The 19,296-nt window shown below is 69.5% G+C and carries 16 protein-coding genes; 1 reads left to right on the top strand and 15 read right to left on the bottom strand.

What is annotated here, in order from left to right; genetic code table 11:
* The first annotated feature begins 88 nt into the window (after window positions 1–88).
* The gene (locus F0U63_RS21825; RefSeq protein WP_395847838.1) at window positions 89–2,038 is read left to right on the top strand and encodes a PAS domain S-box protein; all 1,950 of its coding nucleotides are present in this window, start codon (window positions 89–91) and stop codon (window positions 2,036–2,038) included.
* A 12-nt stretch (window positions 2,039–2,050) separates the two neighbouring features.
* On the opposite strand, the gene F0U63_RS21820 is transcribed toward F0U63_RS21825, so the two are convergent.
* The 15 genes from F0U63_RS21820 to mnmA form a co-directional block, all read right to left on the bottom strand.
* On the bottom strand, window positions 2,051–3,364 hold the full coding sequence (locus tag F0U63_RS21820; RefSeq protein WP_395847837.1) for a hypothetical protein: 1,314 nt from the start codon (window positions 3,362–3,364) through the stop codon (window positions 2,051–2,053).
* A gap of 179 nt (window positions 3,365–3,543) precedes the next feature.
* Window positions 3,544–5,199: a kelch repeat-containing protein gene (locus F0U63_RS21815; RefSeq protein ID WP_395847836.1), complete on the bottom strand. Its 1,656-nt coding sequence runs from the start codon at window positions 5,197–5,199 to the stop codon at window positions 3,544–3,546.
* 207 nt (window positions 5,200–5,406) lie between these two features.
* Complete coding sequence (locus F0U63_RS21810) at window positions 5,407–6,090, bottom strand: hypothetical protein (protein ID WP_095987152.1); 684 nt, start codon at window positions 6,088–6,090, stop codon at window positions 5,407–5,409.
* A 15-nt stretch (window positions 6,091–6,105) separates the two neighbouring features.
* Window positions 6,106–7,224, bottom strand: a complete 1,119-nt coding sequence (carA, locus tag F0U63_RS21805) for a glutamine-hydrolyzing carbamoyl-phosphate synthase small subunit (RefSeq protein WP_395847835.1) — start codon at window positions 7,222–7,224, stop codon at window positions 6,106–6,108.
* Window positions 7,221–8,531, bottom strand: a complete 1,311-nt coding sequence (locus F0U63_RS21800) for a dihydroorotase (protein ID WP_395847834.1) — start codon at window positions 8,529–8,531, stop codon at window positions 7,221–7,223. Before F0U63_RS21800 ends, carA begins: the two co-directional genes overlap by 4 nt.
* Entirely contained in the window at window positions 8,528–9,421 is an 894-nt protein-coding gene (locus tag F0U63_RS21795; protein WP_395847833.1) for an aspartate carbamoyltransferase catalytic subunit, read from the bottom strand. The genes F0U63_RS21800 and F0U63_RS21795 overlap by 4 nt, the downstream gene beginning before the upstream one ends.
* Window positions 9,422–9,467: 46 nt before the next feature.
* Window positions 9,468–10,706: a signal peptidase I gene (gene lepB, locus F0U63_RS21790; protein WP_395847832.1), complete on the bottom strand. Its 1,239-nt coding sequence runs from the start codon at window positions 10,704–10,706 to the stop codon at window positions 9,468–9,470.
* Window positions 10,707–10,709: 3 nt separating this feature from the next.
* Window positions 10,710–12,521: a translation elongation factor 4 gene (lepA, locus tag F0U63_RS21785; RefSeq protein WP_395847831.1), complete on the bottom strand. Its 1,812-nt coding sequence runs from the start codon at window positions 12,519–12,521 to the stop codon at window positions 10,710–10,712.
* A gap of 212 nt (window positions 12,522–12,733) precedes the next feature.
* Window positions 12,734–13,378: an SRPBCC family protein gene (locus tag F0U63_RS21780; protein WP_395847830.1), complete on the bottom strand. Its 645-nt coding sequence runs from the start codon at window positions 13,376–13,378 to the stop codon at window positions 12,734–12,736.
* Between the two features lie 106 nt (window positions 13,379–13,484).
* A complete protein-coding gene (locus tag F0U63_RS21775; RefSeq protein ID WP_395847829.1) occupies window positions 13,485–14,411 on the bottom strand; it encodes an SDR family oxidoreductase in 927 nt (308 codons plus the stop codon).
* Between the two features lie 61 nt (window positions 14,412–14,472).
* Complete coding sequence (locus F0U63_RS21770; protein WP_395848402.1) at window positions 14,473–15,432, bottom strand: UDP-glucuronic acid decarboxylase family protein; 960 nt, start codon at window positions 15,430–15,432, stop codon at window positions 14,473–14,475.
* 14 nt (window positions 15,433–15,446) lie between these two features.
* Complete coding sequence (locus F0U63_RS21765) at window positions 15,447–15,638, bottom strand: ribbon-helix-helix domain-containing protein (RefSeq protein WP_002629869.1); 192 nt, start codon at window positions 15,636–15,638, stop codon at window positions 15,447–15,449.
* Between the two features lie 148 nt (window positions 15,639–15,786).
* Window positions 15,787–16,986: a mannose-6-phosphate isomerase, class I gene (manA, locus tag F0U63_RS21760; protein WP_395847828.1), complete on the bottom strand. Its 1,200-nt coding sequence runs from the start codon at window positions 16,984–16,986 to the stop codon at window positions 15,787–15,789.
* Between the two features lie 12 nt (window positions 16,987–16,998).
* A complete protein-coding gene (locus F0U63_RS21755) occupies window positions 16,999–17,925 on the bottom strand; it encodes an SPOR domain-containing protein (protein ID WP_395847827.1) in 927 nt (308 codons plus the stop codon).
* A 121-nt stretch (window positions 17,926–18,046) separates the two neighbouring features.
* Window positions 18,047–19,093: a tRNA 2-thiouridine(34) synthase MnmA gene (gene mnmA, locus F0U63_RS21750; RefSeq protein ID WP_095987143.1), complete on the bottom strand. Its 1,047-nt coding sequence runs from the start codon at window positions 19,091–19,093 to the stop codon at window positions 18,047–18,049.
* Window positions 19,094–19,296 lie beyond the last annotated feature (203 nt).

Raw genomic sequence — 19,296 nt, 5'->3', positions numbered from 1 at the left:
CCAGTGCTCGGAACCACCTTCGATCCACTCTCCGCGCTCCATGGCCGCGGCGTGCACCTCGCCCGCGCCTCGAGCGGGGCTCGGCGCCATGCGTGACCAGAGTTCGTCGGCCGTCGTGGAGCTGTCGACCCTTCAAGAAGAGCGCGCGAAGATGATCCTCGACAACATCGAGGACTACGCCGTCTTCATGCTCGATCCCACCGGGCACGTGAAGACGTGGAACAAGGGCGCCGAGCGCATCAACGGCTACACGCTGGGGGAGATCCAGGGGAGGCACTTCTCCCTCTTCTACCCTCCGGCGGACATCGTCGCCGGCAAGTGCGAGCGCGAGCTGCGGTGCGCCGCGACCGAGGGCCGCTTCGAGGAGGAAGGCTGGCGCATCCGCAAGAATGGCGAGCAGTACTGGTCGAACGTGATCATCACCGCCATGCGCGACCCCACGGGCAAGCTGGTGGGGTTCGCCAAGATCACCCGGGATCTCACCGAGCGCCGCAAGGCGGAGGAACAGCTCCGCCAGAGCGAGGAGCGCTTCCGGTTGCTCGTCGCGAGCATCAAGGATTACGCCATCTTCATGTTGGAGCCCGACGGGCGGGTGAATAGCTGGAACCCCGGCGCCCAGCGCCTCAAGGGCTACCAGGCCCAGGAGATCATCGGTCAACCTCTCAGCCGCTTCTACATGGAGGAGGATGTAGCGCGGGGCAAGCCGTGGGATCTGCTGCGCGAGGCCGCCGAGCAGGGCCGCGTCGAGGACGAGGGCTGGCGCGTGCGCAAGGACGGCTCGCTCTTCTGGGCGAACGTGATCATCACCGCCGTGCGCGACGAGGAGGGCCGCCTGCGGGGCTTCGCCAAGATCACCCGGGATCTCACCGAGCGCCGCAAGAACGAGGAGCTGCTGCGGCGTGGCGAGGAGCGCTTCCGGCTGCTGGTCTCCAGCGTGAAGGACTACGCCATCTTCATGTTGGACCCCAAGGGGCGGGTGATGACCTGGAACGACGGAGCGGCCCACCTCAAGGGCTACTCGGCCCGGGAGATCGTCGGCGAGCACTTCTCGCGCTTCTACCCGCCCGAGGACCTCGCGAGGAACAAGCCCGCCCTGCAGCTCGAGGCCGCCGAGCGGGACGGCCGCGTCGAGGACGAGGGCTGGCGCGTGCGCAAGGACGGCTCGCTCTTCTGGGCCAGCGCGACCCTCACCGCGATGCGGGACGCGAAAGGCGTCCTCCTGGGCTTCTCGAAGGTGACGCGCGACCTCACCGAACACAAGCGCACGGAGGAGGAACGCCTCCAACTCGCCCAGAGCCAGGAGGCGATCCGGCTGCGCGACGAGTTCCTCTCCATCGCCGCGCACGAGCTGAAGACCCCGGTCACGGCGCTCCAGCTCCAGCTCCAGGGCCTGAGACGGGACATGGCGTCCCTCGAGCACAAGCACGAGGCCCGGCTCGAACGCGCGCTGCGCAGCACCGCGCGGCTGTCCCATCTCGTCGAGACGTTGCTCGATGTCTCCCGGATCTCCACCGGCCGGCTCACCCTCCACCCGGAGCGCATCGAGCTGGTCGCCACCGTGCGGGATCTCGCCGAGCGCCTGCGCGACACGGCCGCCTCGGCCGACTGTCAGCTCCTCGTCCGGGAAGCACCGCCCATCGAGGGCACGTGGGATCGGCTCCGCATCGAGCAGGTGGTCACCAACCTGCTGTCCAACTCGTTCAAGTACGCGGCCGGCCACCCGATCGAGATCTCGATGGCGCGGGAGGGCGCCGAGGCGATCCTCGTCATTACCGACAGGGGACCCGGCCTGCCGGAGAAGGACATGCCCCGGCTGTTCGGCAGGTTCGAGCGCGCGGCGCCCATGAGCCACTACGGCGGGCTGGGTCTGGGACTGTACGTGAGCCGGGAGATTGTCGAGGCCCATGGCGGGATCATCTCCGCCGACAACCTCCCGGATGGGGGCGCCCGCTTCACCATCCGCATGCCAACGGATCTCCTGGCGCCCGGCGCGGCACCAGACGAGGCCGCCACGCCAGGGCCGGAAAAACCCAGGTGAGAACCCGTCCCGCTACTGGAGCTCGACGTGGGCGAAGAGCTGGGTGTCACGGATCTCCATGCCCGGGTCGCGCTCCAGGCGTCCGGTGAAGAAGTCCGCATAGCCGCTCGCGTGGGCCCACCAGGTGGTGGTCGCCCACACGACGTGGGCGCCCGCGGGGAAGGTGGTGACCGGGGCCAGGTCCGCGGGGAGCGCGAAGGGAGTGAACGAGGTGATGGACGTGGGCGCCATCACGCTCCAGGCCAGGGGACCCGGTTCCCCTACCCTCATGAGGGTTACCTCCGTCAGGTGCGCGGAGCCATCGGGAATCCAGCTCAGGACCAGGCCCGAGCGCGAGGCACTGCCCGGAGCCTCCAGGGGACCCACGGCCGGCGAGGTGATGCGCAGGGGCGCCAGGAAGGTGGCCGTCACGGAGGAGGCGGCGCCCACGGGCACCTCCGTCTGAAGCGAGCCCTCGGGGAACGTCGACGACGAACCCGAGGAGATGCGGAGCCTCGGGGTGAGGGCATCGAAGGGGGCCGTCCGGGCGATCGCGGGAACCGAGAGGGGCAGTGTCCCGTAGGCACTCGTCTGGAAGAGGAACTGGCCGTCCAGGAAGTACTGGAGCGAGGCGGTCATTTCGCCGCCCCGCGCCCCACGGCCCCCCACCGTCACGTCGAGCGTTTGATCCACCGGGTGATTGAGTTCGAGGCCCAGTCCGCCAACGGTCGCGCCGGAGCCCACGGCGATGCCCCGCTGGAGCCCCACCCGAAGGACGTTCTGCCCGGAGTCATCGGTCTCCTGGGCGAAGAGGTTCACGGTGCCGGGCTCGTCACCACGGAGGTCGATGCTGAAGGCGCCCTCCGCGCCCAACTTCGTGAAGCCGTAGAGCCCCTTGCCACTCGCGGAGACGGACAGGAACCTGGGATCGACCACGCCCGTCACCCGGCCGGTGAGCGTGCCCTGCTTCGTCCAGGGAACGCTCGAGATCGAGTTCGTGATGGAGGGCAACCAGACCTCGGTCCCCTCGAGCGCGAGGTAGGTCTGCACCTTCACCTCCCCAGAGGCGTACACGATCACCAAGCTCACGTCCTGGGGCCCCACGATGGCGGGATCATGGAAGCGCGCCACGGCATTCTCGTCGAGGCGTTCCCGGAACCTGCGTCCATCGCCGAGCAGCACGTGGACGCTCCTGTAGGGCGACGGAGCGTCATGCGGCGCGTGGACGGTGAAGGTGGGCCCGGGAGGGGGTTGAGTCCCCGGATCATCGGGGGGCTCCGCGGTCTGGGGGGAATGACAGGCAACGAGGAGCAGCGCGAGCAGCGGAAGCAGGCGGATCTGAGTCATCGGGCGCACCGTACGCAGCCGCGTCCGGCAACCTGACAAGGGGGCCGCCAGAAACTCCCCAGGCGCTCGTCCGCGCGGGGAAGTCGAGCTGCTCCGAGGAGCGGAAACGCGAGAGGGGCCCTGGCCCGCGAAGGAATCGCGGTGGCCAGGGCCCCTCGGGTCACGACGGGAACCGGTGCTTAGTGCAGGACCTCGGCGGTGACCTGGTTCTCCACGGCGACGCTGATGCCGCCGGCCACGAGCACCTTGCCGTCATCGAGCAGGGTCGCGGTGTGCGAGTAGCGGTGCTCGATCATCTCGGTGGTGGGGATCCACGTGCCGGTCAGCGGGTTGTACATCTCCGCCTTGCCGTGGGTGCCGGTGAACTTGTCGTACCCGCCGGCGACGGCGACCAGGCCCGTGGGGAGCAAGGTGGCGGTGTGGTTGCGGCGCGGCTGGTGCATGTTGCCGGTGGCGGAGAAGGTGCCGGTGGCCGGGTCGAACAGCTCGGCGGTGGTGGAGGGCGTGCCGTCGATGGCGCCGCCCATCACGAGCACCTTGCCGTTGGCGAGCCGGGCGGCGGCGTGGGAGTTGCGGCCCTGGGCCATGTTGCCCACACGCGTCCAGGTGCCGGTGGCCGGGTTGTACACCTCGGCGGAGGCCGAGCGCACCTCGCCGGTGCCGCCGCCCGTAGCGAGCACCTTGCCATCGGCCAGCTGCGTGAGGGTGAAGTTGGCGCGCGCCTCGTTCATGCCGCCCGTGGCGCTCCAGGTGCCCGTGGCCGGGTCATACAGCTCGGCGGAGGCCACCGCGGCGCCCGTCGCCTTCTCGATGCCACCCACCACCAGCACCTTGCCCGAGGGCAGGAGCGCGGCCGTGTGGCGCGAGCGGAACGTGGCCAGGTTGCCGGTGAGCGTCCAGGTGTTGCTGGCCGCGTCGTAGATTTCGGCGGACTTGGTGGCGCTGGCGCCATCACCGCCGACGATCAGCACGCGCCCGTCGTTCAGCTTGGTGGCGGTGTGGTAGCGGTGGTTGGTGCGCGAGTCGGCGAAGCGCGTCCAGGCGCCCGTGGCGGGATCGTAGATCTCCGTGGAGGGGTTGTAGCCGCCGGTCACCATCACGCGGCCATCGTTCAGCTTGGTGGCGGTGTGGAGGATGCGGACCTGGAACATGGGGCCGGTGGGCGACCAGGTGCCGTACGTGCTGCACGCGTCACCCACGCCGTCGCCGTCGATGTCGCTCTGGTCCGCGTTGGGGATGGAGACGCAGTTGTCGACGTAGTCGATGATACCGTCGCCATCGGTATCCGTCTCATCGGCGGGAACGACGACGAGCGCGGTGGAGGTGACGACGAGGTTGATGTCGTCGTAGTCCGCGTCACCGCTCGCGTAGAGGTCCTCGAAGCCGACGTGGTAGTTGTTGTTGCCCAGGTCGGTCACCGCGGCATGGACGATGCCATCCGGATTCCGGCTGCCCGGACCCGAGTAATAGGTGTAGCCCGTCTCGGGCACGCGGATGGCGAAGACGAGCTCGCCGCCCTTGAGGAACGTGCCCACCTCGTACTCCGTCCCCGTGGGCGTGGTGTTGCCGGTGCCCACGTGCACGGTGCCATCGGGGCGCACCAGGAACGTCTGGCTCTTGTAGCCCGCGGTGCCATTGCAGAAGGTGACGGTGACCAGGGCCGCCTGATCCAGCGAGACGAGCTTGGCCGCCGGGATGTGGCCTCCCGTCGACTGCACCACGCACTGGGCGGCCGAGGCCGTGCCCGGAGCGAAGCACAGGCCCGCCGCCGCCAGCGCCGCGCCACCGAGGAAGGACTTCAGGACCCGCTTCGCCGTGGACTTCAAGGTTTTCATCGTCTCTCCGGAATACAGGTGGGGAGGAAAATTCCGTTATTGAGCGTTTTATACGCCCCTCAGTCGGGGATGACAAGCGAGAAAGTCGTGATTTGCGCGAAGAAACTCGCGCGCCTCTTGACGCAATGGGACATGGGAATGTGGGGGGGAATCACACGGCTCGGAGAGGGAGGCCCGGAGCCGGGCCTCGACCTTCCCCGAGGAGAACTAGCTCGCGGACGCCAACCAGGGCGTCGTCTGCGAGAAGTCGTAGATGCGCTCGACGGCGATCTGCTTGTAGCGCTCGGCCTTCACCGCGCGCCGGGCACACTCCCACACCATCTCCACGGGAGGGCGCTCGGGCTCCTTCTTCTTGCGGCGCTTGGCCTCGGCCTTGATGGCCTTCACCGCCACGCGCGGGTGGAAGCAGAAGGCCGAGGAGAAGAGCAGATGGCCGGCGAAGGGGATGAGCCGGGCCTCCAGCACGTCCCCCGTCTCCAGGCCCACCATGTGGCGGCGCTCGGTGACGTCGAAGTCCTTGCCCGAGTGCAGCTCGCGCAGGCGCACCAGACCCTTGCCCAGCTTGCGCACCTCGAAGAGGCCGTGCACCGTCTCCGTGAAGCACCGGAAGGCGTTGGCCTCCTCGGGCGGCCCGCTTTGCAGCCGCAGCTCGTACAGCTCCGCCGCCGGCGTCTTGCCGGACGCGGGCGAGACGCGATCGTACAGGTAGTAGTCCAGGAAGGACGCCATGCGCAGCTCGAAGAGCTGGTCGTCCTCGAACACCTCGCCCGTCAGGCGCAGGTACTCGGCCTTGGCGACGAGCAGGTCCGGCTTGCGCGCTTCCTGACTCCCGAAGGCGATGAGCTGATCCAGGTAGGGTTGGTACGACAGGGGCGAAAGAGGGGATTCCATGGGGGCGGCGAGATCCTACTCTCCGGCCATCAGCTTCGCGAAGCGGGTGAAGAGGTAGCGGGCGTCATGGGGCCCCGGCGAGGCTTCCGGGTGGTACTGGACGCTGAACGCCCGGGCGTCCGGCACGTTCAGGCCCTCCACGGTGCCGTCGTTGAGGTTGAGGTGGCTCACCACCGCCCTGCCCTTCACGCTGGCGTCGTCCACGGCGAAACCATGATTCTGACTGGTGATTTCCACCTTGCCCGTGAGCAGATCCTTCACCGGCTGGTTGGCGCCGCGGTGGCCGAACTTCATCTTGTAGGTGCGCCCGCCCAGCGCCAGGGCGAGGATCTGATGGCCCAGGCAGATGCCGAAGACAGGCACCTTGCCGAGCAGCGAGGCGACCACCTTGTCCGCGCCCTTCACCGCCGCCGGATCCCCGGGGCCGTTGGCGAGGAAGACGCCATGGGGCTTGTCGGCGAGCACCTGCTCGGCGGTGGTCCCCGCGGGCACCACCTTCACCCGGCACCCCACGTCCACCAGGTAGTGGAGCATGGAGCGCTTGAGGCCGTAGTCGTAGGCCACCACGTCGAAGCGCGGCTCGACGACGGGGCGCGGCTCCTCGCCGAGCAGGGACGGAGACGGGGTGGTGAAGAGGTAGGGCTTGTCGGTGGACACGCCGGTGGCCAGGTCCATGCCCTCCATGCCCCGGGCGTTGCGGGCGCGCTCCACCAGGGCGTTCGCCGAGTGGCCTTCCGTCGAGACGACGCCCATCTGCGCGCCGTTGATGCGCAGGTGGCGCACGAGCCTGCGGGTGTCGAGCCCCTCGATGCCCACGATCCCGTGGCGCTTGAGGTAGGCGTCGAGCGTCTCCTGGGCGCGCCAGTTGGACTGCTGCGCCGAGGCGTTGCGCACCACCATGCCCACCGCGTGCGGCTTGAGCGACTCCTCGTCGCCGGGGTTGGCGCCCACGTTGCCCATCTCCGGGTACGCCATGGTGACGATCTGCCCGACGTAGGAGGGGTCGGTGAGGATCTCCTGGTAGCCGGTCATCGACGTGTTGAACACCACTTCACCCACCGTCTCGCCGGACGCGCCCAGCGCGCGACCCTCGAAGGTGGTGCCATCCGCCAACGCCAGCACGGCCCTCTTCATGACCTGGACTCCTTCGTCTGCCCGTTCTCGAAGACCAGCCGTCCGCCCACCCATGTCTGGGCGACCCGGCCCGTCAAACGCCGGCCATGGAAGGGGGTGTTGCGGCTGCGGGAGAAGAACCGCGTCGCATCCACCGTCCACTCCACGTCCGGCTCCACCACCGTGATGTCCGCTGGAGCCCCGACGGCCAGGTGGCCGCCCGGCAGGCCGAATGCCCTCGCCGGCCCGTCCGACAAGAGGGCCACGGCCCGCGTGAGGCTCAGCGCGCCCTCGCGCACCGCCGCCAGGGTGAGCCCCAGGGCGGTCTCCAGTCCCACCACGCCATTCCACGCCTTGTCGAACTCCACCTGCTTCTCCAGCACGCCATGGGGCGCATGATCGGTGGCGATGGCGTCAATCGTTCCATCCGCGAGCGCCTCGCGCACGGCCAGCACGTCCTGGCGGGTGCGCAGGGGCGGATTCATCCGGGCGTGGGTGTCGTAGTCCCCCACCGCCTCGTCCTCCAGGGTGAAGTGGTGCGGGGTGGCCTCGGCGGTGACGCGCAGGCCCCGGCGCTTGGCCTCGCGGATGAGCCGCACGCTCCCCTCGCACGACACGTGGGCCACGTGCAGCCGACCGCGCGTCTCCTCCAGGAGCACGAGATCTCTCGCCACCATGGCCACCTCGGCCGAGGGCGGAATGCCGATGAGCCCCAGGCGCGTGGAGGTGGGCCCCTCGTGCATCACGCCCTTGCCCGACAGCGTCAGATCCTCCTCGTGCACCATGACGGGCAGGTCGAACTGGGTGGCGTACTGGAGCGCACGGCGCATGAGGCCGGCGTTCATCACCGGGCGGCCGTCGTCGGTGATGCACACGCAGCCGGCGGCCACGAGCGCTCCCATCTCCGCCATCTCCTCGCCCTGCAGGCCCTTGGTGATGGCGCCCGCCAGGTACACCCGGCACAGCCCCGCCTCGCGCGCCTTGGCCTTCACGTACTCGGTGACGAGCACGCTGTCGTTGACGGGCTTGGTGTTGGGCATGGCCACCACCGCGGTGAAGCCCCCCGCCACCGCCGAGCGGCTCCCGGTGAGCACCGTCTCCTTGCCCTCCTCGCCCGGCTCGCGCAGGTGCACGTGCAAGTCGATGAAACCCGGCAGCACCCAGCGGCCCTGGGCGTCCACCACCTGGGCGTCCGGCGGCGCGTCGAGCGGGGCCTCGGACACCTGGGCCACCACCCCGTCGCGCACCAGCACGTCCCGCACCCCATCCACACCGTGGCGCGGATCGATGACGCGTCCGCGGCGCAGCAGCACTGTCGTCGGCTTCATCGGCACACCACCTCCAGGACGGCACGGCGCACGGCCACCCCGTGCGCCACCTGCTCGAGGATGACGCTGTGGGGACCATCGGCCACTGCGGGAGCGATCTCCACCCCGCGATTCATGGGACCGGGGTGCAGCACGAGCGCCTCCGGCTTGAGCCGCTCGGCGCGGGCGGCGTTGAGTCCGAACAGCCGGGAGAACTCGCGCGCCGAGGGAAAGAAGCTCTCGCTCTGGCGCTCGGACTGCACGCGCAGGCACATGACGGCGTCCGCCTCGGGCAGCACCTCGTCCAGGCGCGAGGTGACGCGGGCCCCGAGTGCCTCGAGCCCCGGGGGCAGGAGCGTGGGCGGGCCACACAGCACCACCTTCGCGCCCAGCGCGGTGAGGCAGTGCAGGTTGGAGCGCGCCACGCGGCTGTGGAGGATGTCACCGATGATGAGCACCGTGCGCCCATCGAGCTTCCCCCAGCGCCGGCGCAGCGTGAAGGCGTCCAGCAGGGCCTGCGAGGGGTGCTCGTGGGTGCCGTCCCCCGCGTTGACAACGGCGCAGCGCACGTGCCGGGCCACCAGGTGGGGCGCGCCCGAGGAGCGGTGGCGGATGATGAGCGCCACGGGGCCGGTGGCCTCGATGTTGCGCGCGGTGTCCAGGAGCGTCTCGCCCTTGGACACCGACGAGCCCGCCATCGTCCAGTTGAGCACCTCGGCCCCGAGCGCGTGAGCGGCCATCTCGAAGGAGGTGCGGGTACGGGTGGAGTCCTCGAAGAAGAGGTTGGCCACCACCTTGCCCCGGAGCACATGCGAGGCGTCGGGACTTCCATGCAGGTGGGCCTCGGCCCGATCGAGCAGCGCCTCGATGTCCGAGCGACGCAAGCCCTCGATTCCCAACAGATGACGCATGAGGCCCCCGCGTACCGTGGCACGCGCGGGGCGTCAAGCGTGGGTTTCAGCGCACCGGCGTGAAGAGGCGATCCGTGCGCAGGCCGGTTCCACCGAAGAAGCCGCTCAACCAGCCGCCGTGGCCGAGCGCCAGCCAGATGACCATGGCCTTGCCCTTGATGTGGCCGTAGGGCACGAACGCCACGCCCATGCCGGTGCCCAGGCCGTAGCGGCTGTCGGAACTGTTTTCCCGATTGTCACCCATGACGAAGACGTGACCCTCGGGGACGACGTAGGGCCCCTCGTGCGGCGTGCGGGCGGCCGGGGCGTCCTGGAGCACCGCGTGCCGCTTGCCCGACAGGTTCTCCTCGTAGAGCCGCCGGTGCTCGGGGAACCAGCCGAGCGTGTCGTGCTTGTTGTAGACGATGAGATCCTCGTCCACCAACTTGCGCTCCTGCGGCACGCCGTTGATGCGCACCTCGCCGTCGACGAGCTCCACGGTGTCCCCGGGCACGCCCACCACGCGCTTGATGAAGTCCACGTCCGTCTGCACGGGGTTGTTGAAGACGATGACGTCCCCGCGCGCCGGGGCGCGGACGATCTGGAACGGCACGTAGTTGGTGTACGGCAGCCGCACGCCGTAGAGGAACTTGTTGATGAAGACCTGATCGCCGATCTCCAGCGTCGGCAGCATGGAGCCGGAGGGGATGCGGTAGGGCTCGATGATGAAGACGCGGATGACGACCGCCACGGCGAACGCCTTGGCGAAGCCGGAGATCACCTCCCAGGTGTCCTGCTTGCGCCAGACTCCGAGCAGCTGGGTGGCGAGCGCGTCGAACGCCCGCGTCTCCTGCTCCAGGCGCGGCACCTCGCCGGCGACGATGGCGGACTCCACCTGCATGGCCTGCTCGGCGAGCCGCACGGACGCCTCGGCGGAGATCTTCCCCGGCACGCGCTTGTGGATGCGCGCCACCTCCTCGAGCAGCTCGCGCGCCTCGCTCCTGAGCGCGCGCAGCACCCGGGCCCGGGGCACCGTCAGGCGCCAGAGCAAGAGCCCCAGGAAGTACAGCACCATGCCCCCCGCCAGCGCCTGCATGAGCGGCTGGCCCCACGCGGCGGCCTCGGGGATGAACTCGATGAGCAGCAGGTAGGGAATGTACGCCAGGCCGATCACCACCAGGGGCGCCCACAGGCTGGTGAGCCGCTCGCGCCACAGGAGCGCGCGGCTCGCCTTGAGCTGCTCGGGACTCTGGCGGGCGGACAGGGTGGCCTCGAAGCCGGTCGGTGAGGTGGCGCTGAGGGACATGGGCTATTCCTCCGTCTTGAGCACCGCGAGGAAGGCCTCCTGCGGGATCTCCACCGAGCCCACCTGCTTCATGCGCTTCTTGCCCTCCTTCTGCTTCTCCAGGAGCTTGCGCTTGCGGCTGATGTCACCGCCGTAGCACTTGGCGAGCACGTTCTTGCGGATGGCGGAGATCGTCTCGCGCGAGATGATCTTCGCGCCGATGGCGCCCTGGATGGCCACCTCGTACATCTGCTTGGGAATGACTTCCTTGAGCTTCTGGCACACCTCGCGGCCGCGCTGGTAGGCGCGCTCCTTGTGGACGATGACGCTGAGCGCGTCCACGGGATCGCCGTTGATGAGGATGTCCAGGCGCACCAGGTCCGCCTCCACGTAGCCGGCCAGCTCGTAGTCGAGGCTGGCGTAGCCGCGCGTGACGCTCTTGAGCTTGTCGAAGAAGTCGAAGACGACCTCGGCGAGCGGCATCTCGTACGTCACCTGCACGCGCGTGCCGCTGGTGCCCAGGTACTTCATGTCCTTCTGCACGCCGCGCCTGTCCTGGCACAGCTTGAGCACCGCGCCCAGGTAGTCGTTGGGCACGTGGATGTGACAGGTGAGGACGGGCTCCTCGAACTTGGCGATCTTCTGCACCGGCGGCAGCTTGGCCGGGTTGTCCACGTGCGTCACCGCGCCCTGCGAGTCGGTGATGCGGTAGACCACCGAGGGCGCCGTGGTGATGAGCGACAGGTTGTACTCGCGCTCCAGACGCTCCTGGACGATCTCCATGTGGAGCAGGCCCAGGTAGCCGCAGCGGAAGCCGAAGCCGAGCGCCGTGGAGGACTCGGGCTCGTAGGTGAAGGCCGCGTCGTTGAGCTTGAGCTTGGCCAGCGCGTCGCGCAGGCCCTCGTACTGCTCGGAGTCCACCGGGAAGATGCCGGAGAACACCATGGGCTTGACTTCCTTGAAGCCCGGGAAGGGCGCGTCCGTGGGGCGCAGCTCCTCCGTCACGGTGTCACCCACCTTGGCGTCCTGCAGCTCCTTCACGTTGGCCACCAGCACGCCCACCTCGCCCGCGATGAGCTGCTGCACCGGGCGGGAGAACGGGCTGAAGACGCCCAGCTCCTGCACCTCGAAGGCCTTGTTGTTGCTCCACAGCTTGATCTTCTGCTTGAGCTTGAGCGTGCCCTCGAGCACGCGCACCAGCGTCACCACGCCGCGGTAGTTGTCGTACCAGCTGTCGAAGATGAGCGCGCGCAGCGGAGCGGCGGGGTCTCCCGAGGGGGGCGGCACGGTCTTCACCACCGCCTCGAGGATGTCCTTGATGCCGATGCCCTCCTTGGCGGAGGCCGGCACGGCGCTGGAGCCGTCGATGCCGATCACGTCCTCGATCTCCGTGCGCGTGCGCTCCACGTCGGCGCTCGGCAGGTCGATCTTGTTGATGACCGGGATGATCTCCAGGTTGTGATCCAACGCCATGTAGACGTTGGCGAGCGTCTGGGCCTCGACGCCCTGGGAGGCGTCCACCACCAGGAGCGCGCCCTCGCACGCGGCGAGCGAGCGGCTCACCTCGTAGGCGAAGTCGACGTGTCCCGGGGTGTCGATGAGGTTGAGCACGTACTTCTGGCCGTCTTGGGCGGTGTAGTTCATCCGCACCGACTGGGCCTTGATGGTGATGCCCCGCTCGCGCTCCAGCTCCATGTTGTCGAGGAACTGGTCCTGCGCCTCGCGCTTCGTCACCGTACCGGTGGCGTCGAGCAAGCGATCGGCCAGGGTGGACTTGCCGTGGTCGATGTGCGCGATGATCGAGAAGTTGCGGATGTGGGCGTTTTCGGACGGCATGGTCAAGGGGCCTCGGGTTACGAGGAAGCCGGCTTGACTAACACTGAACCCCCCTGAAATCCACGTACACGAGGGGGGCGGCAGCAGGCATCCGCCTGTCCGTCATCGCCCTCCCCCAGGACCCGAGAAGGCCCCCAGGCTCCCACCCTCCCCGCACAACCTCCCGGAAGGACTGGCTCCCCAGGGGCTACCCGCCCTGGGAGGGGCTCGACTCACGGCGTGGGAGCCGCGACGGCCTGCCCACCCTCGGCGGCCGGCGGAGCCTCGACCGGGGCCGCCGCCTTCTCGGCCGCCAGCTTCGCCGCCTCCGCCTCGGCGCGCTTCTGGGCCTCGGCCTCCGCCAGCGTCTTCATGGCCGCGAGCCCCTTGTCGAAGTCCTTGCCGAGCATGGCGTCCCGGTCGACGACGAGCGAGAAGGCCTTGCCCATGAAGTTGTCCTCACCGCTCATCCCCCACGTCACCTCGACGCCCTCGGCCGCCGGCTTGAACGTGAAGGTGGTGAGGCTGGTGGACGCGAAGGGGCGGATGAACTCCAACTGGATGCGCACGAGCTCGTTCGGCTTGCTCTCCTCGATGAGCATCCGGCCCTCCCCCACCTGATCATTGCCGGACCAGCCGTAGCGCGCTCCCACGCCCATGGGCGAGCCCTCGAACGTCGTCTTCTGGCTCGGGTCCAGCGCGCCCCACGGCAACCACCCGCCCCACTGGTGGAAGTCATTCACCAGCGCGAAGGCGATGTCCGGCGGCGCCTTGAACGTCGCGGAGCGCTGGACGGTGTAGGTGGACGGACGCGTGGCGATGACGCCGAACAGCGCGACGATGACGACAGCCAGACCCAGGAGGATCTTCTTGAGCACGGGAAAGCCCTTTCAGCCGACAAGCGGCGGAAAGAGCGTCATAGGGACGTAGCCCCGTTGCCCACAAGAGTCCGGCGGTGTGGACTCCTCAGGACGCCGGGGAAGCTCAGCGCCCGGCCTTCTCGCGGAAGAAGGCCACGGTGCGCCGGGTGCCCTCGGCCAGATCCACCGTGGGCTGCCAGCCGAGCACCTCCCGGGCCAGCCGGTTGTCCACACACGAGCGCATCTGCTCGCCGGGCCGGCCCGGGGCGTGGCCCGCGGCCTTGGGGGAGCCGGCCGCCTGGGCCAGCAGGCTGAAGAGGCGGTTGATGTCCGTCTCCACGCCGGTGCCGATGTTGATGGGGCCCGAGTAGTCCTTCTCCGCCGCGAGCAGGTTGGCGCGCGCCACGTCCTCCACGTAGACGAAGTCGCGCGTCTGCTTGCCCTCGCCGTAGATGGTGCAGTCCTGGCCGGCGAGCAGCCGCGTGCTGAAGATGGACACCACGCCGGCCTCGCCGTGCGGATTCTGCCGCGGGCCGTACACGTTGGCGTAGCGCAGCGCCACGTACTTCAGCCCGTACTGGGCCTTGTAATAGTTGAGGTACAGCTCCCCCGCGGCCTTGGACACGCCGTAGGGAGAAATCGGCCGGGTGGCATGGGACTCGGGCGCCGGGAAGACGTCCTGCTCGCCGTAGATGGCGCCACCCGTCGAGCTGAACACCACCTTCTGCACGCCCGAGACGCGCGCGGCCTCCAGCAGGTTGAGGAAGCCGAGGATGTTGGCGTCCGCGTCGAAGCGGGGATCCTCCACGCTGCGGCGCACGTCCATCTGCGCCGCCAGGTGGCAGAGGATCTGCGGTCGCTCGGAGCGCACCAGCTGCGCGGCCTCGGGGCTGCGGATGTCCGCCACCTCCAGCCGCACGCGCGGATCCAGGTTCTCCTTCTTGCCGCTCGACAGGTTGTCCAGGGCGATGACCTCATGGCCCGCACGGACGAACGCGTCACACACGTGCGAGCCGATGAAGCCCGCTCCACCCGTCACCAGGACTTTCACTCTGAGGCTCCTGCCACCCCCAGGGGTGGCGTTCGAAAACGTCGCGAAACGTGCGGCGAAGTTAGGAGCCCGACCCCTGAGCGGCAACCGTCCTGAACCAGGAGATGGTCTCCCGCAGACCTTCTTCCAGACCGACGCGGGGCTCCCACCCGAGCCACTCCCGCGCCCGGGTGATGTCCGGCCGGCGCTGCTTGGGATCGTCCTTGGGCAGCGGCAGGTGGATGATCTTCCCTCCCCCACCCGCCGCCTTGCGCACCGCCTCGGCGAACTCCCGCATCGTCATCTCCCGCGGGTTGCCAATGTTCACCGGCTCGGTGACGTCCGAGAGCGCCAGCCGCACCAGGCCGTCGATGAGGTCCTTCACGTAACAGAAGGAGCGCGTCTGGGTGCCGTCGCCAAAGACGGTGAAGTCCTCGCCCCGCAGCGCCTGGCCCACGAACGCCGGCACCACGCGCCCGTCGTTGAGCCGCATACGGGGGCCATAGGTATTGAAGATGCGGACAATGCGCGTCTTCACCCCACGCGAGCGCGCGTACACCATGGTGAGCGCCTCGCCGTAGCGCTTGGCCTCGTCGTAGCAGGAGCGCGGACCGATGGAGTTCACATTGCCCCAGTAGTCCTCGCGCTGGGGGTGCACGAGCGGATCCCCGTAGATCTCCGAGGTGGAGGCCTGGAGGAACACCGCGCCCCTGGCCTCGGCGAGCTTCAGCCCGTTCTCCGTGCCCACCGAGCCCACGCGCATCGTCTCCAGCGGCAGCTTCGCGTAGTCGATGGGCGAGGCGGGCGAGGCCAGGTTGAAGACGTAGTCCACCGGGCCCTCCACCGACAGGCCCTCGGTGATGTCCTGGCGCATCGACTCGAAGCCCGCGCGCCCCTTGAGGTGGGCCACGTTGCGCTCGGTGCCCGTGAGGCAGTTGTCCACCGACACCACGCGCGCCGCCCCATCGTCCAGCAGCCGCTCGCACAGGTGAGAGCCCAGGAAGCCCGCGCCCCCCAGCACCACCACCCGCTGTCCCTTCATGCTCCGCGCCCCACTCATGACCGCGTCCCCAGTTCGTCGAAGGTCGCCTGGCCCGGCAGTTGCGCCTTGTACTTCTCCAGCACGAGATCGATCCCCTGCCGGATGTACTCGGCCACGGGAACCTTCGTCTTCTGGTTCAACGCCTTGAGCATCTCGTTCTGCTCCGGCGTGATGTAGATGGTCGTGCTGATCTTCTTTCGGGCCATGGCGATACGTGAAAATATATGGAGTGACATGGCCCTTGTAGCGCTGTTTTCGGCGCTTCTGTCGTGAATCCCTCCGAATTTCCGAGGGATGAGCGCTTGACTCTCGGTAGGTCTTTGTGGTTGTGGGCCCGACGCCGAAGCCCCGGTGTCAGAGCCCGGCGGTGGCGCGGAACACGAGCCCCTCGCCCTCGAGCGAGTAGGCGCCATCCGCCGCGCTCACGAACACCGAGGCACCCCGGGGCAACGCGAGCGTCTCGCCCGGGAGACTCAGGCGGGCCGAGCCCTCGGCGCACAGGAGGATCTCCGGCCCCCGGCGCGCCGGACGCGAGACGGCACCCGGCCGCAACTGGAAGCGCGAGAGGCGGAACTCCTCGGAGGGAGTCGGGTAGACGGCCTCCCCCTCCTCGTGGGGCCGCGCGACGAGCACGTCGACGGGGCCACACCGGAAGTCCAGCACGCGCAGCAGCTCCGGCACATCCACGTGCTTGGGCGTACAGCCGCCGCGCAGCACGTTGTCCGAGTTGGCCATGAGCTCCACGGCCACCCCGCCGAGGTAGGCGTGGAGGTTGCCCGCGGGCAGGTAGATGGCCTCGCCGGGTCGCAACCGCACGAGGTTGAGCATCAGCGCGGCCACGACGCCGGGGTCTCCCGGGTAGAGCGAGCCGAGCCGCACCGCCTGGCGCCATTCCGCGTGGAAGGGGCCGGGCCGCGCCAGGCCCGCCGCGCAAGCGTCGACCACCCCGGCCACGAGCGAGGCGCGCCGCTCGGACGGGAACGTCATCAGCGCCTCGAACATGCGCGAGACGCCGCGCGCATCGGGCGAGGCCCGCAGGGGAGCGAGCAGCGGCTCCAGCGCCGCCACCCCGAGCGCGTCGAAGAGCGCGAGCGTCTCGTCCACGCGGCGGAAGCCACACAGGGCCTCGAAGGGCGTCAGGGCGCAGGTGAGCTCGGGCTTGTGGTTGGCGTCCTTGTAGTTGCGGTGGGGCGCGCTCAGGGGGATGCCCTGGGCGTTCTCCCGCGCGAAGCCCTCACGCGCCTGCGCGAGGCTCGGGTGCGTCTGCAGGGACAGGGGCGTCTCGGCCGCGAGCACCTTGAAGAGGAAGGGCAGCTCGGCGCCGAAGCGGCGCGTCACCGCCTCGCCCAGCTCGCGCTCCGGCGCGGAGCGGATGAGCTCGAGCAACGTGCGGGAAGCCCCCTCCCGGCCCACCCGCGAGGGGCCTCCGGGGTGGGCGCCCATCCACAGCTCGGCCTGGGTGGTGGCGGAAGGCGCGGGCTGTCCGAGCAGCTCGGCGAGGGCCGTTCGCGAGCCCCACGCATACGGTTGGATGACGTTGTCGAGCAGGTGCATGACGGCGGGAGGCTAGTTCGCGGCGGCCACGAAGGCCTGCAGCTGGGTCTCGCGCTTGAAGTCCGTGAGGTAGCGCGACGCGGCGTCCTTGGAGGGGAAGCTGCCCATGCGGACGCGGTACCACGTGCCCTTGCCGGGGACCTCGGCGGGGACGATGAAGGGCGCGTAGCCGCGGTCGCGCAGCTTCGCCGCGAAGCGATCGGCCTCCGGACGGCTCTGGAAGGCGGACAGCTGCAGGGTGAAGGCTCCACCCGGAACGGCCTCGGTGGGGCGCTGGGCGGCGCGGGCGATGGCCTCCTTCATCCCCCCGGCGGCCGGAGTGGTCCGGGTCGCCACGGGCGCGGACTCCACCTTGCCGGGCGTGGTGACGGGCTTGTTGTCGGCCACCTTGCTCTCCGCCGGCTTGGGCGCGGGCTTGGGCTCGGCCACCTTGGGCTCGGCCGGCTTGGACGCGGGCTTGTTGTCGGCCACCTTGCTCTCCGCCGGCTTGGGCTCCGGGGCCTTGGCGGTGCCAGTGGGCGCGTAGTCGTCGTCGGTGGGGCTGGGCGCGGGGGGGTTGTCCTCGGTGGGCTCGGCCACGTCGGCGGGCGGGGGCTCCACGGGCTTGGGCTTGGGGGCCGGCGGAGGAATGGCGACCGTGACGGTGCCGGGCTTGGAGGGCGCGGCGTCCGGGCTGCTCTTGCGCGTCAGCTCGTCCTGGAAGGTGAGCGGCGACTCGGCCTCGCGCGCCTGCTGGAGCGCCTGGGCATTGGCATCGAGCGCCGACAGGAGATCCGGGGCGGCGGCGGACTGGGCGTTGCCGGCGAGCTGCTTGCCCACCACGACGCCGAGCACGAACACGGCTCCCAGCACGATGATCCCGGCGATCAACAGGCTCACGACCTGCCGGTTGTCGAGCGAGACGTCGAACTTCTCCTTCATCCGATGGGCATCGCGCATGGCGTAGCGGTCCTCGATTGTAGCGGAGCCCCGGCCCGGCCACACGAGTGTCGCGGCCTGTAGCGTCGAGGTGCGGCGGAAGGTACGCCCCACCTACCTGCCGGTCAAATTCAGGGCGAGCCTAGACGATCCACCCACCGCCCAGCATCCGATCCCCCTCGTAGACGACCGCGGCCTGGCCGGGAGTCACGGCCCGCGCGGGAGTGTCGAGCCGGATGGACACGAGCCCATGGGGGGACACCTCCACGCGGCCCGCCGCGCCCGGGTGGCGGTGGCGGATGCGGACCATGACGGAGCGCTCCGGCGGGGGCGGCCCATCCACCCAATGCGGCTGCAAAAGTCCAAAAGAGCCGCGCGCGGTCTCGTCCGCGGGGCCCACCACGACGCGGTTGGACTCGGGCTCGATGCGCTGGACGTAGCGTGCCTCCCCTCCCCCGAGGTTGAGCCCCCGGCGCTGCCCCACCGTGAAGCGGTGCACCCCCGCGTGCGTGCCGAGCACCTGTCCCGCCGTGTCGACGATTTCCCCCGCGGGCTGGGGCCCGGCCACCTTCTCCACGAAGCCGGCGTAGTCCCCATCCGGCACGAAGCAGATCTCCATGCTCTCGGGCTTGTGGCTGGTGGGCAGCCCGTGGCGCTCGGCGACGGCGCGCACCTCGGCCTTCGTCATGCCGCCCACGGGAAAGAGGATGTCGGCCAGCTCCGCCTGCCCGAGCGTGAACAGGAAGTAGCTCTGGTCCTTGGCCGCGTCCACGGCCCGGCGCAGCACGTAGCGGCCACCCTCCTGCTCGACGCGGGCGTAGTGCCCGGTGGCGAGCCGGGCGCCCAGGGCGCGGGCGCGCTTGAGCAGGAAGTTGAACTTCACGTCACGGTTGCACGCCACGCAGGGGATGGGCGTGCGCCCCCCGAGGTAGGACTGGACGAAGGGGTTGATGACCCGGTCCTTGAAGAGCTCCTCGGCGTCGGCGACGTAGAACGGGATGCCGAGCTTCTGCGCCACGGCGCGGGCATCGTCGATGTCATCCGGGCTGCAACAGCTCCCGCACTGGGCCTTGCCCTCGTAGGACCAGACCCGGAGGGTGATCCCGATGACTTCGTGCCCCTGCTCCTGGAGCAGGGCGGCGGCGGCCGAGGAGTCCACTCCTCCACTCATGGCAACGACGACTCGCATGGTTTTCCTCTCTACACGTCCGCCCCGCCGCATGCGACCCCTTCGACACCTCGCAGCGCCTCGCAGCGGGCTTCCCGGGTCCTTCCGGTCCCCCTGCCCTCCCGGCGGACCCTCGGAGCCCTGGCGGGCGGGCGAGCGTCCGGAGGGGAGGAACGTCCGCGACCAGGCGGGGGCGCAAGAGGCCTCCCCCGTCAGCGGCCAGC

The sequence above is a fragment of the Cystobacter fuscus genome (assembly GCF_044360685.1).
Taxonomy (GTDB): Bacteria; Myxococcota; Myxococcia; order Myxococcales; family Myxococcaceae; genus Cystobacter; species Cystobacter fuscus_C.
The sequence above is the reverse complement of the archived record's forward strand: the minus strand, read 5'-3'. Positions and strand labels throughout refer to the sequence as shown.